A 12797-nucleotide genomic window follows, 5' to 3' on the forward strand; every position below is an offset into this window, starting at 1 on the left:
CGCAGTGGTGCCTCTGCCTCGCCTCGCCGGACGCCTCCGCCTCCGCCACCGCCACCGCCACCGCCGAGCGGATCCGGGCGGACGGCGGCGAGGCATCGGCGTCGCGGCGCTCACCGACCGACCGGCGCGGCGCTGACTTCTGGGTGATCGGCATCACCGCCACCGAAAGCGAGATGGCGTCGAGCGCGGAGCTCTGACCAGGGCGGATCCCGGGCCGCGGCGGGCGCCCCGGCCGGCCGTGGCATGATCGGGCCCATGCGTGAACGAGTGGTGGCCGCGTGCGACGGGGCTTCTAAGGGAAACCCGGGACCGGCCGGCTGGGCCTGGGTGGTGTCCGACGACGCGGCGACGCCGGCCCGCTGGGAGGCCGGGCCGCTCGGCAAGGCCACCAACAACGTGGCCGAACTGACGGCCCTGGAGCGGCTGCTCTCGGCGGTCGACCCGGACGTGCCGCTTGAGGTGCGGATGGACTCGCAGTACGCGATGAAGGCCGTCACCACCTGGCTGCCCGGCTGGAAGCGCAACGGCTGGAGGACCGCCGCGGGCAAGCCGGTCGCCAACCAGGACCTGGTCGTCCGCATCGACGAACTCCTCGACGGCCGCACGGTCGACTTCCGGTACGTCCCCGCCCACCAGGTCGACGGCGACCCGCTGAACGACTTCGCCGACCGCGCGGCCAGCCAGGCGGCCACGGTCCAGGAGGCCGCGGGCAGCGCCCTCGGCTCCCCGGCACCGCCGCCGTCGCCGTCGCCCGCCGCCTCCGCCCCGCGCCGTAAGTCCGCACCCCGCAAGAGCGCGGCGGGCGGCTCCTCGTCCCGCACCGTCAAGGCGAAGTTCCCCGGCCGCTGCCTGTGCGGCCGTTCCTACGCGGCCGGCGAGCCGATCGCCAAGAACGCGCAGGGCTGGGGCCACCCGGAATGCCGTATGGCCGAGGTCTGAGATCTGAGGCCGGGGCCCGATCAGGCCTCCGGGGTGTCGAACGTGGAGAACCTCGTGTGGTCGAGCAGATCCGCCGACCGCACGTCGTTCCACGGCTTCATCGTCTCGTCTCGCTATGCCGTACGTCGCGACGGACAGCACCGGGTCGGCCTCGGCCCGGGTCGGCAGATCGCGCACACTCGTCCCGGGCGACCTGCGCAGACAAGTACGGCCGTCCACGCGGACGTTGACCGGCCAGCCCTCGCCGATCGCGGCGAACGGCCGCTCGGTCACCCGCCCGTCCGAACCGCGCCCGGTACCGCCGAGGAAGTCCGCGCTCGGGTGCGCGGCTTCCCGGCGGCCTTTCGCGGCTGTCCGCCGTCCGGGTGGCGTGGCCCACGGCGCCGTACCGGCGCGATTCGAGAGCCCGGCCGGGCACCCCGGCGCTGCTACCCTCCGTTGCCAGTTGATCACTTTCGGTGAATTCCAGGGGTGAGTGCGTGAAGGTCGTCTGCGTCGGAGGCGGGCCCGCCGGCCTGTATCTCGCGATCCTGCTCAAGCGGCAGAACCCGTCCCACGACATCACCGTCCACGAACGCGACGCCGAGGGCTCCACCTACGGCTGGGGCGTCACCTACTGGCGCGCCCTGCTCGACCGGCTCCACACGTACGACCCCGAGTCGGCGCGGGCCGTCGAGGACAGCTCGGTGCGCTGGACCCAGGGCGTCGCCCACGTCCGCGGCCTGGTGACGCGGCAGCCCGGCGACGCGGGCCACGGCATCGGCCGCCACCGCCTCCTGGCGATCCTCGCCGAACGCGCCCGCGCCCTCGGTGTGCGGCTGGAGTTCGAAAGCGAGATCACCCCCGGGACCCTTCCCGACGCCGACCTGGTGGTCGCCGCCGACGGCGTGCACAGCGCCCTGCGCGGCCACCACGCAGACCGGTTCGGCGCCGAGGCCGCCGAGGGCCGCAACCGCTATGTGTGGCTCGGCACCACCCAGGTCTTCGACTCCTTCACCTTCGCCTTCGTCGAGACCGGGCACGGCTGGGTCTGGTGCTACGGCTATCCGTACGACGCCGGGCACAGCACCTGCGTCATCGAGTGCGCCCCGGACACCCTCGCCGGACTCGGCCTGGACGCGATGGACGAGGCCGGCCAACTCGCCCTGCTGGAGAAGCTGTTCGCGGGCATCCTCGACGGCCACCCGCTGATCGGCGGCTCCTCGGCGGCCTGGCCCGCCTTCCGCACCCTCACCAACCGCACCTGGCACCACGGCAACCTCGTCCTGCTCGGCGACGCCGCCCACACCACCCACTACTCCATCGGCGCCGGCACCACCCTCGCCCTGGAGGACGCGATGTGCCTCGCCGACGCCCTGCGCGAGCACGCCGCCCTCCCGCAGGCGCTCGCCGCCTACGAACGGCGGCGCAGGGCTGAACTGGTCTCCGCCCAGAGCGCCGCCCGCCTCAGCGCCCAGTGGTACGAGAACCTGCCCCGCTACATCGGCCTGCCGCCGCACCGCATGTTCGCCCTGCTCGGCCAGCGGCACTCGCCCCTGCTGCCGTACGTCCCGCCGCAGCTCTACTACGGCCTCGACAGGGCCGCCGGGCGGCTGGAGGTGCTGCGCAGGTTCAAGCGGTGGCTGGGGCCCCGGGCGGTGCGCGCCCTGCACGTCCGGTCGTAGGCCGGTACGGCCGCGGACGGCTTGGGTGAAAGGCCATTCACCCGATAAGGTGAATTGGTATTCACCTGTGTATTCGCGCCGCCCGCAGGAGTGCCGATGGACCAGCCCGCCCCGACAGCCGGCCGCCCGGGACCGCCCGCCGCGCCGCCCCCGCTGCGGGAACGGCTGACCATCCCGGTCCTGGCCTTCGGCGGGATCCTCATGGCCGTCATGCAGACGGTGGTCGTCCCGCTCCTGCCGGACCTGCCCCGGCTCACCCACTCCTCGGCCGGCGCCGTCTCCTGGACGGTCACCGCGACCCTGCTCGCCGGGGCGGTCCTCACCCCCGTGCTCGGCCGGGCCGGTGACATGTACGGCAAGCGCCGGGTGCTCACCGGGGCGCTCGCGCTGATGACCGCGGGCTCCGTGATGTGCGCCCTGTCGTCGGACATCGCCGTGCTCATCGCCGCCCGCGCGCTGCAGGGCGCCGCCGCCTCCGTCGTACCGCTCTCGATCAGCATCCTGCGCGATGAACTCCCGCCCGAGCGCCGGGGATCGGCGGTGGCGCTGATGAGCTCCACCGTCGGCATCGGAGCCGCCCTGGGCCTGCCGCTGGCCGCGCTGGTCGTGCAGTACTACGACTGGCACACCATGTTCTGGCTGACCGGCTTCCTCGGTGCGCTGGGCGTCGCGGCCGTCTGGTGGGCGGTCCGGGAGTCACCGGTGCGCGAGCCCGGCCGGTTCGACGTCCTCGGCACCCTCGGGCTGGCCACAGGGCTGACCTCGCTGCTGCTCGGCGTCTCCCAGGGCGGGCAGTGGGGGTGGGGCAGCCCGCGCGTCCTCGGACTGTTCGGCGCCGCCGTTTTCGTGCTGGCCCTGTGGTGGTGGCAGCAGGTGCGGACCGCGCAGCCCCTGGTCGACCTGCGCCTCGTGACCCGGCCACGGGTCGGCCTCTCCCATGTCGCCGCCCTGCTGACCGGCTTCGCCTTCTACGCCAACTCCCTCGTCACCGCCCAGCTGGTGCAGGCCCCGAAGGCCACCGGATACGGCCTCGGCCTGTCGATCGTGGCCACCGGCCTGTGCCTGCTCCCCGGCGGCGTGACCATGCTGCTGTTCTCGCCGGTCTCGGCCCGGATCTCCGCCTCCCGCGGCCCCCGCGTCACCCTGGCCCTCGGCGCCGCGGTGATCGCCTGCGGATACGTGGTCCGCATCGCCGACAGCCGCGACCTCTGGATGATCATCCTGGGTGCCACCGTCGTCGCCACCGGCACCACCCTCGCCTACTCCGCGCTGCCCACGCTGATCCTGCGGGCCGTCCCGGCGGGCCAGACCGCCTCCGCCAACGGCGTCAACGTCCTCATGCGCACCATCGGCCAGGCCACCTCCAGCGCCGCCGTGGCCGCCGTCCTCACCCACCACACCAGCCTGGTCGGCGGCGTCCCGATCGCCACGCTCCACGGCTACCTGCTGGCCTTCGCGATGGCCGGCGCCGTCGCCCTCGCCGCCAGTGCCGCGGCCCTCTCCATCCCCGGCGACAAGGCACCCGGCGGCGGCCTGCGCGCCGGGGGCCGTGCCGAGAGTGCGAGGGACGACGCGCTGGAGGGAGCATGAGTGCCGTGAGCACCCCACCCGACACCCCGTCCGCCCCGGCGTCCGCCCCCGCCCGCCGGGACGCCGAGGCCACCAAAGCGGCCATCCTCAGGGCGGCCCGCTACCTCCTCGCCCGGCACGCGCACGCCGACATCACCCTCAAGGACGTCGCCGAACGCGCCGGGGTCAGCGCGCCGTTGATCCTCAAGTACTTCGGCAACAAGGACAGCCTGTTCGCCCGCGTCATGTCCTTCGACACCGACGCGGCCGCCCTGCTCGACGCCCCCCTGGACGACCTCGGCCGGCACATGGTCCGGCACGTCGTGGAGAGCCAGCGCGACCGCGGCGCCGACCCACTGCTGCGGATCGCCTTCGCCCCCCTGCACGGCGACCACGGAGACATCCTGCGCGCCAACTTCCGCGCCCACGTGGTCGACGCCCTCGCCGCCCGGCTCACCGGCCCCGACCCCGGCCTGCGCGCCGAGCTCGCCGTCGCCCAGCTCATCGGCCTGGGCGTGATGTACGGCATCGCCCGCGGCCCCCGGCTGCGCGACTCCGCGGCCGCCGACATCGTCGACCGCTACGGACCCGCCGTCCAGGCCCAGTTGACGCCCTGACCCGGCTCCGGGTCCGTCAGCGGCGCCCGGCCGACCCGCGGAAGGCGCCGGGGGCCGGTGGCGGCCCCGCGGCGCGGGGCCGCCGGGACCACGTGGCTCGGCTCGACCTGGCCGGCGCGCCGCTTCCTGCCTTGCCCGGTGGACGGAGCGAAGGCTGCACGGGCGCACGCCGACGAACCGGCCCCTGACACCGATGTCGGTGGCGGATGACAGACTGGCGCCATGGACGAACGCGTAATCGGCAGGTCGGGACAGCGGGCATCGGTCGTCGGCCTGGGCACATGGCAGCTCGGCGCCGACTGGGGCGAGGTGGACGACAAGGAGGCGCTCGCCGTCCTGGAGACGGCCGCGGAGTCGGGGGTGACCTTCTTCGACACCGCCGACGTGTACGGCGACGGGCGCAGCGAGCAGACCATCGCCACGTTCCTGCGCGGCAGGCCGGACCTGCATGTGCTGGTGGCCACCAAGATGGGCCGCCGCGTCGACCAGATCCCGGAGAACTACGTTCTGGACAACTTCCGCGCGTGGAACGACCGGTCGCGCCGCAACCTCGGCGTGGACCGCCTGGACCTGGTGCAGCTGCACTGCCCGCCCACCCCGGTCTATTCGTCCGACGCGGTGTACGACGCCCTGGACACCCTGGTCGAGGAGGAGCGCATCGCGGCCTATGGCGTCAGCGTCGAGACCAGCGCCGAGGCGCTCACCGCGATCGCCCGCCCGGGCGTGGCCAGCGTGCAGATCATCCTCAACCCGTTCCGCATGAAGCCGCTGTACGAGGTGCTTCCCGCCGCCCAGGAGGCCGGCGTCGGCATCATCGCGCGCGTGCCGCTCGCCTCCGGGCTGCTGTCCGGCAAGTACACCAAGGACACCGTCTTCGCGGCCGACGACCACCGCACCTACAACCGGCACGGCGAGGCCTTCGACCAGGGCGAGACCTTCTCCGGCGTGGACTACGCCACGGGCGTCGAGGCCGCCGCCGAGTTCGCCGCCCTCGCCCCCGAGGGATACACCCCGGCCCAGCTCGCCCTGCGCTGGATCATCGACCAGCCCGGCGTGACCACGGTGATCCCGGGCGCCCGCAACCCGGAGCAGGCCCGCGCCAACGCGGCCACGGCGAGGCTCCCGGAGCTGCCGGGGGAGACGGTCGCCGCGATCCGCGAGCTGTACGACCGCCGGATCAAGGACCAGGTGGAGAGCCGCTGGTAGCACCGGTACGGGCCGGGAGCGAGCCCTGCCGCTCCCGGCCCGCGCCGTTTGAAGGACCGGTCCGGGGGTTACACGCACTCCATGACCGACCAGGAGCGGCGGACCGGCCGGGACGAGACGCCGGAAGAGCGCGCCGACCGCATGTGGACGGAACTCATCCAGGAAGTGCGTGTCGCCCAGACCGGCGTGCAGATCCTGTTCGGCTTCCTGCTCACCGTGGCCTTCCAGCAGAAGTACGCCGAGCTGTCCCACGTGGACAAGACGATCTACATCGTCACCGTCATCCTGGGCGCGTCCGCCACGGGGGCCCTCATCGGCCCCGTCTCCCTGCACCGGCTGGTCTCCGGCCGGAAGGTGAAGCCGGAGGCGGTGCGGCTGGCGTCCCGGCTGACCTTGGTCGGCCTGTTCCTGCTGCTGGCCACCATGACCGCCTCGCTGGTGCTGATCCTCCGGGTGGCCACCCAGGGGAGCGCCGTGACCTGGGTGGTGGCGGGCGTCGTCGTCTGGTACCTGGTGTGCTGGTACGGCCTGCCGCTGTGGTCCCGGCACCGCCGGACCACCCGCTGAGCCGCCTCACACGGCCCGCCGCGCCGCCTCCAGCGTCCGCAGCTGCCGGTCGTGCACCCTGCTCAGCACCAGCAGGGACACCGTCGCCCCGATCAGCGCGCAGAACATGTCCCACTGGGTGTCCCACACATCGCCCTGCGTGGCCAGGAAAGCGTCCGCGCCGTGCCCGCCGATCTCGGCCGCCAGCCACTCCAGCAGCTCGAAGAAGGCGCTGAAGGCGAGGCAGGCGCACACCGTCAGCGGGGCCAGCCAGCGGCTGCCGCGCAGCGGGGACGTGCGCACGAGCAGCTCGCGGACCAGGATCGCCGGCACGAAGCCCTGCATGAGGTGGCCGAACCGGTCGTACGGGTTGCGGGACAGGTGGAAGGCGTCGCGCACCCAGTCGCCCACCGGCACCTCGGCGTAGGTGTAGTGGCCGCCGGCGGCGAGCACCAGCGCGTGCGCCGCGAGGAGGCCGGCCAGCAGGCCCGTCAGCGGGAAGCGCCGCCAGGTCAGCACCACCAGCGGCAGCCCGGCCAGCACCCACACGGTCTCCAGGAACCAGGTGGTACGGTCCCGCGCGCCCCACGCCGAGAGCGCCATGCCGGCCACCACCACCCCGGCGAGCAGGGCCGGCGGAACACGGCGGGGCACTCGGTGCGGAACGGGGCGCGGGGCGGGGTGTACTGCGGTCATCGCGGACTCCTTGTGGTGGGAGCCCCATCGTGGCCGCGGCGTCCGGACACCGGCATGAGTACGGCTACTCACCCGGTGGCGAGGATCTCCGCGAGTACGTCGTCCACCGGGACCTCTTCCCGGCCGGGCGGCACGGCCAGATACGTGTCGCTCAGGAAGGAGGCCAGTGCGGGCGCCCAGGCGAACACCACCGCGTGGTGGCGGCTGCCGCCGGGCAGCAGGTCGCCGAGGAAATCCATGCGCACTTCCCTCCAGCGCCCCTGCCGTACGGGGCGCAGCCGGACGTCCCCGACCCCGACCGGCTCTCTCAGCCCGTCGTTCAGCATCTCGCGGTCCAGCCGCCACCGGGCGAGCACCCTGCCGTCCAGGGTGAACACCGCGGTGACGGCGAACGGGTCACTGGCGTCGTACGACAGATGGGCGAGGACGGGGCAGCGGCCCGTGCCTTCCGCGCGGAGCTGTACGACCAGGGTCCTGTGCACGATGGGGTTCACGTGAGTGGCCTCCGGGAACGACCGGCTTGGTGCCCTCTAGTACCCCTCTCACGGGAAAAACGCTCAATCCCGAGCGGAATTGCCCTGCGAGACCTGTGCCTCCTCGGTGCCCTTCGCGCCGCGCAGCGCGGCCAGGCAGGAGCCGATGGCCTGCTGGAGGTCCTCCAGGCGCTGGACCATGTCGTCCTCGTAGAAGTCCTGGGCGTCGTCGAAGGTCAGCTCCTCGAACGCCCTGGTCGCCTTCTGGAGGCTGCTGTAGAACCTGGTGCGCTTCTCCTGGACCCGCAGTTCGGGGTCGGCCTCCACCGCCTCCACGACCAGGTTCTTCATGGTGTCGTAGGCCTCGCTCGCCCACTCGCCGGTGTCCTCGTCCTCCTCCAGTTCGTCGAGGAGCGAGAGATGGCGCTCGGCCTCCTGGCGCAGTCCGGCCGGCGCGTCCACGGTCTGCCCGGCCGGGGTCTTGATCTGGCCGGACTCGGCGATCTGCCGGACGTAGCCGATGCGGTCGGCCGAACGGCTCTCGGTGGCGACGGCCTTCTTCAGGTCCGCGGTGCGGACCACGTCCCGGGCCAGCACGGTCTGCAGGTCCGGGTCCTCCTTGATGCGGTCGAGGAGGGCCGAGCGGGCGGCGCGGGCGGTGGAGGGGTCGGCGAGGATCGCGGCGCGCAGCGCGGTGGGGTTCTCGGCGACTTCGAGAGCCTTGGTGGGCCGGATGCCCTCGGCCTCGGCGGCCTCCGCGATGGCGGTGCCGCGCTCGGAGTGGGCGCTGCTGCGCGCGACGTAGTAGCTCAACCAGACGTCGGAGTCAGGGAGTTCCACCTCCTGTCCCGGCGCCAGGGCCTCGAAGTGCGGGACCAGGCCGTCGTCGGCGGCCTTGTCCCAGGCCTTGTAGTAGCGCATGACGCGCTCCGCGGAGCAGCCGGCCAGCTCGGCGAACTCCTTCGCCGGGACCTTCGGCGTCTCGTCCGCGCCCTGTCCGCCCGGCCGGACGCTGCGGGCCACCATCAGCCCGAACGTCCAGCCTCCGGTCCGCACGTAGGCGCCGAACTCGCGCGCGTCCCGGGCCACCAGGTCGGAGAGGGGGGCCGGGGACGCGCTGGACGTCTCGGACGGGTCGATCGCTAGGGTCACGGAGGACACTCCTGAAGGCTGCGGAACTGCATACGTAACGACCGGCAGCCTATATCGACCCATTGGCCGGGGTTTGCCGCACCGTCGAAGATCAGCCGAGCGCGTCGCGCAGCGCCGGCAGCAGGGTCTTGCGGGACCAGTCCAGGTACTCGGGCTGCGACTCGCCGCCGATCTGGACCAGGGCGATCTCGTCGAACCCGGCCTCGGCGTACGGCCGTACGGCCTCGACGAAGTCGTCCGGGTCGTCCCCGCAGGGGATGGAGGCGGCCACGTCGTCCTGGGTGACGAACTGGGTCGCGGACTCGAAGGAGTCGGGGTGCGGCAGTTCGGAGTTCACCTTCCAGCCGCCGCCGAACCAGCGGAACTGCGCGTGCGCCCGCTTCACCGCCGTGTCCCGGTCGGGGTCCCAGCACACCGGCAGCTGGCCGATTCGGGGCTTGCCCGCACCGCCGTGCCGGTCGAACGCGTCGAGGAGGGACGTCTTCGGCTCGGTGGCGATGACGAGGTCGGCGAGGTGCCCGGCGAGCTTGCAGGACCGTTCGCCGGAGACCGCGACACCGATCGGCGGCGGCTCGGCGGGGAGGTCCCACAGCCGGGCGGACTTCACGTCGAAGTGGGTGCCGCGGTGGTTGACATGGCCGCCCGCGAACAGCGCCCTGATGATCTCCACCGCCTCTTCCAGCATCTCGTGGCGTATGTCCACCGAGGGCCAGCCGCCGCCCACCACGTGCTCGTTGAGGTTCTCTCCCGAGCCGAGGCCGAGCCGGAACCGGCCTCCGGACAGCAGCTGCACGGTCGCGGCCTTCTGGGCCACGATCGCCGGGTGGTAGCGGAACGTCGGGCAGGTCACATAGGTCATCAGCGGGATCCGGGTGGTGGCCTGGGCGGCCGCACCGAGCACACTCCACACGTACGGCGAGTGGCCCTGCGCGCGCAACCACGGAAAGTAGTGGTCCGAGGCCACCGAGAAGTCGAAGCCCGCCTCCTCGGCTGCCACCAGATGGTCCACGAGATCACATGGACCGGCCTGCTCGGTCATCATCGTGTATCCGATTTGCACCATGGACGCCGGGTCCCCCGGCGGCCGGGCGGAAAACGGATCAGCCGGCGGAACCGCGGAACGTCGCCAGGAAGGTCTTCATGGCGAGTTGGTCGGCGGCGTCGTCCCAGTCTGCCGCGGGTGCCGTGATGCGCAGCGAGAAGCTGCGGCCACCGCCGAGCAGGAAGCCCCGGCCGAAGGTGCGCACCCGGTCGGCACCGGTTCCGGAGAGCCACTCGATGTCCGCCGCCCGGTGGCCCTGGTAGGTGGTCGCCCTGATCTCGCCGATCCGCCGGTAGCCGTCCAGCCTCTCCAGACTGGGCTCCACGTCGTCCCGCCAGATCACGACCGGGTCCGGGCCCGCCTTGGTGCTGTATGTGACGGCCAGGGTGCGCAGGTCGTCGCCGCCCGGGCCGAAGGTGACGCGATAGGCGACGTCGTCCCGCTGGGTGCCGAGGCGCTTCCAGCCCTTCGGGAGGGCCACCGAGAACCCCTCCGGGGCGGTGTAGCGGTGGAATCCGGCCGGCAGGGCGCTCCCCGAGGCGATGGCCGAAGGGGAGGCGGAGGCGGAGGCGGGGGCGGGGGACGACCGGACGGGGGAGGAGGGCACCGTCCGTGAGGGGGAGGGGCCGGGGCCGTTGCCGTCCGTCCGGTTGGCCGGGTCGCCGGCGGTGGCGGAGGCGGTCGGGGCCGAGCCCGCCGAGGAGGCGCCCGGCAGGCCCTGCGTCGCGGCCAGCACCGCGACCGACACGGTCACCACGGCCAGCGCGGTCCCGCCGATCATGGTGGTTCTGCTCCACCCGGAGGCCCGGGCGGCCACATAGGCACCGCGCAGCCGGGAGACGGGGACGGGCTCGGCGACCGTGTCGGGATCCTCGTCCAGGACCCGAGCCAGTACCTGCCGCGCCACCGGCCGGCTCAGCCGCTCCCGGGAGTTCTTCCGCAGCAGTCCCTGCACCGCCGGGGTCAGCGGGCCGGCCCGCAGCGGGGTGCGCAACGGCAGCCGGTCCACGCCCTTCAGGGTGGCCTCCGTCCGGCCCCGGTCCCGGAACGGCGGCCGTCCCTCGACCATCGTGTAGAGGATCGCGCCGAGCGCCCACAGGTCGGCGGCGGGCCCGATGCGCTCGTCCCGCGCCTGCTCCGGCGAGGCGTACGACGGCGCGGTCACCCGGGGCGCCAGCGTCGCACCGGCCAGGCCGAACCCGGTGACGACCACCGGGCCCCGGTCCCGGACGTAGATCTGGCCGGGGCTGAGCTCGCCGTGCGTGTACCCGTCGGCGTGAGCGGCCTCCAGCACGTCGAGCACTTCGAGACCGATGCGCGCGGCCCGTACGTAGGTGAACGTGGACTGCCGCGCGAGCAGCTCACTGAGCGGCGTGCCGTCGATCAGCTCCGTGACCGTCCACAGCGAGCCCGCCTCCTCGAAGGCGTCGATCACCATGGCGACCCGCCCGGGCCGCAGCGCGCTCATCACCTCGGAGGAGCGCAGAATACGGGCCGTGGTCCGGCGCACGGTGTCCTCGGTTGGCGGCTCGGGAAACGCGATCTGGGTCACCAGGCGCGGTCGCTCGGCCTGCACGTCCTCCGCGTACCAGCTGATCCGGTTCGGCTCGCGGTCGGCGGCTTCGAGGAGCCGGTACCTTCCGGCGACCAACTCTTGTGCGGAGACATGCGCCTTGACCATCGTCATCCCTCGCTGAAACCCCTGCCTCGTCATTAACCAGAGGTACGCGGGACGTGCCCGGGAGTGTTCAAAGAATCTGCAACTCCGCGGCCGTTCTTGCCTTTTATTCAACTGGCCGCACCGGCCGGTAACTTGGGGAAAACAGTGAATGGCCGGGCCTCGACCTGTGGGTAACCGACGGTAAAGGCCCGGCTGCGGTCCGCCGGTCAGTCCAGTCCGAAGCGCTCGGTCCACTCCGCGATCTCCTGGCGGGTCACATTGCCCCCGCACACCACGAGCCCGATCCGGGCCTCGTCGCCGACCCGCTCGCGCACCTGCCGGGCCGCGGGCAGCAGACAGCCGGCGGCCGGTTCGGTCCACACCTTGGCGTGCTCGGCGAACTCCAGACTGCCCCGCACGGCCTCCCGGTCCGGCACCACCAGCACCTCTTCCACCAGCGCCGCCGCGTGGTCGTACGTCAGCCGGGACACGGACGGCGCGCTGAGCGTCGTCACGATCGACGACACCGCGACCGGCAGCGGACCGCCCGCCGCGAGCGCCTCGGACATGGCCTGGGCACCCGCCGTCTCCACACCCCACACCCGTACCCCGGGGCGGCGGGCGCGCAGGGCGGCCGCGACGCCCGCGATCAGCCCCCCGCCGCCGATGCTGACGATCACGTCGGTGAGGTCGTGCGCGTCCTCGGCGAGCTCCAGGCCCACCGTGCCCTGTCCGGCGATCACCACCGGGTCGTCGAAGGGATGGACCAGCGTGAGCCCCTCGTCCCGCAGCCGCACCACCAGCTCGAACGCGGAGTCCATGCCGTCGGTGAGCCGCACCGACGCGCCGGCCGCCTCGACCAGCCCGATCGACCGCGCGGGCGCCGTCCGTGGCATCACCACCGTCGCCTTCACGTCGAGGGCCGCGGCCATCACCGCGAGGGCGATGCCGTGGTTGCCGCCGCTGACCGCCACCACGCCGGCCGCGCGCTCGGCCTCGCTCAGCGACAGCAGTTTCGCCGTGGCACCGCGCGCCTTGAAGGAGCCGGTGCGCTGGAGGAGTTCGAGCTTGACCGTGACCGGCGCGCCGAGCAGCTCCGACAGGCCGGGGCTGGGCACGGTGGGGGTACGTACGACGTGCCCGGCGACGGTCCGGGCCGCGGCCTCGATGTCCGAGATGCCGATGATGCCGTTCAAGGCGGTTCACCTTTCCGGCGCGGGGGCGGAAGTCCGC

At 73.0% G+C, this 12797-nt stretch carries 12 protein-coding genes and 1 pseudogene; 6 read left to right on the forward strand and 7 right to left on the reverse strand.

Translation table 11 applies throughout. The features are described 5' to 3' along the window. Positions 1 to 243 precede the first annotated feature (243 nt). Entirely contained in the window at positions 244 to 939 is a 696-nt protein-coding gene (locus AB0P24_RS30420; RefSeq protein ID WP_365799554.1) for a ribonuclease H, read from the forward strand. 20 nt (positions 940 to 959) lie between these two features. Here AB0P24_RS30420 and AB0P24_RS30425 read toward each other — a convergent pair. Then, positions 960 to 1257 (reverse strand): annotated as a pseudogene (locus AB0P24_RS30425) (hypothetical protein); the annotation flags it as partial. A gap of 161 nt (positions 1258 to 1418) precedes the next feature. Between AB0P24_RS30425 and AB0P24_RS30430 the strand changes: the two are divergent. The 5 genes from AB0P24_RS30430 to AB0P24_RS30450 all read left to right on the forward strand — a co-directional run bounded on the left by AB0P24_RS30430 (position 1419) and on the right by AB0P24_RS30450 (position 6562). Continuing rightward, positions 1419 to 2603 (forward strand): FAD-dependent monooxygenase, encoded by a 1185-nt coding sequence (locus AB0P24_RS30430; RefSeq protein ID WP_365799556.1) that lies wholly within the window; start codon positions 1419 to 1421, stop codon positions 2601 to 2603. 96 nt (positions 2604 to 2699) lie between these two features. Then, on the forward strand, positions 2700 to 4193 hold the full coding sequence (locus AB0P24_RS30435; RefSeq protein ID WP_365799558.1) for an MFS transporter: 1494 nt from the start codon (positions 2700 to 2702) through the stop codon (positions 4191 to 4193). Further along, complete coding sequence (locus AB0P24_RS30440) at positions 4190 to 4789, forward strand: TetR family transcriptional regulator (RefSeq protein ID WP_365799560.1); 600 nt, start codon at positions 4190 to 4192, stop codon at positions 4787 to 4789. Before AB0P24_RS30435 ends, AB0P24_RS30440 begins: the two co-directional genes overlap by 4 nt. A 222-nt stretch (positions 4790 to 5011) precedes the next feature. Beyond that, a complete protein-coding gene (locus AB0P24_RS30445) occupies positions 5012 to 5995 on the forward strand; it encodes an aldo/keto reductase (protein WP_365799562.1) in 984 nt (327 codons plus the stop codon). An 81-nt stretch (positions 5996 to 6076) separates the two neighbouring features. Further along, positions 6077 to 6562, forward strand: a complete 486-nt coding sequence (locus AB0P24_RS30450; protein WP_365799564.1) for a DUF6328 family protein — start codon at positions 6077 to 6079, stop codon at positions 6560 to 6562. A gap of 6 nt (positions 6563 to 6568) precedes the next feature. On the opposite strand, the gene AB0P24_RS30455 is transcribed toward AB0P24_RS30450, so the two are convergent. From AB0P24_RS30455 to AB0P24_RS30480, 6 genes are all read right to left on the reverse strand, one after another. Next, positions 6569 to 7237, reverse strand: a complete 669-nt coding sequence (locus AB0P24_RS30455) for a DUF2238 domain-containing protein (protein WP_365799566.1) — start codon at positions 7235 to 7237, stop codon at positions 6569 to 6571. A gap of 68 nt (positions 7238 to 7305) precedes the next feature. Beyond that, on the reverse strand, positions 7306 to 7731 hold the full coding sequence (locus AB0P24_RS30460) for an SsgA family sporulation/cell division regulator (protein ID WP_365799568.1): 426 nt from the start codon (positions 7729 to 7731) through the stop codon (positions 7306 to 7308). A gap of 63 nt (positions 7732 to 7794) precedes the next feature. Next, positions 7795 to 8862, reverse strand: a complete 1068-nt coding sequence (locus tag AB0P24_RS30465; RefSeq protein WP_365799570.1) for a hypothetical protein — start codon at positions 8860 to 8862, stop codon at positions 7795 to 7797. A 91-nt stretch (positions 8863 to 8953) separates the two neighbouring features. After that, positions 8954 to 9925: an LLM class F420-dependent oxidoreductase gene (locus AB0P24_RS30470; RefSeq protein ID WP_365799572.1), complete on the reverse strand. Its 972-nt coding sequence runs from the start codon at positions 9923 to 9925 to the stop codon at positions 8954 to 8956. 37 nt (positions 9926 to 9962) lie between these two features. Next, positions 9963 to 11591, reverse strand: coding sequence for a serine/threonine-protein kinase (locus AB0P24_RS30475; protein ID WP_365799574.1), 1629 nt, complete (start codon positions 11589 to 11591; stop codon positions 9963 to 9965). 200 nt (positions 11592 to 11791) lie between these two features. Next, the gene (locus AB0P24_RS30480) at positions 11792 to 12751 is read right to left on the reverse strand and encodes a threonine/serine dehydratase (protein WP_365799657.1); all 960 of its coding nucleotides are present in this window, start codon (positions 12749 to 12751) and stop codon (positions 11792 to 11794) included. Between the last annotated feature and the right edge of the window lie 46 nt (positions 12752 to 12797).

The organism is Streptomyces sp. NPDC086519 (assembly GCF_040686075.1).
GTDB lineage: Bacteria > Actinomycetota > Actinomycetes > Streptomycetales > Streptomycetaceae > Streptomyces > Streptomyces shenzhenensis.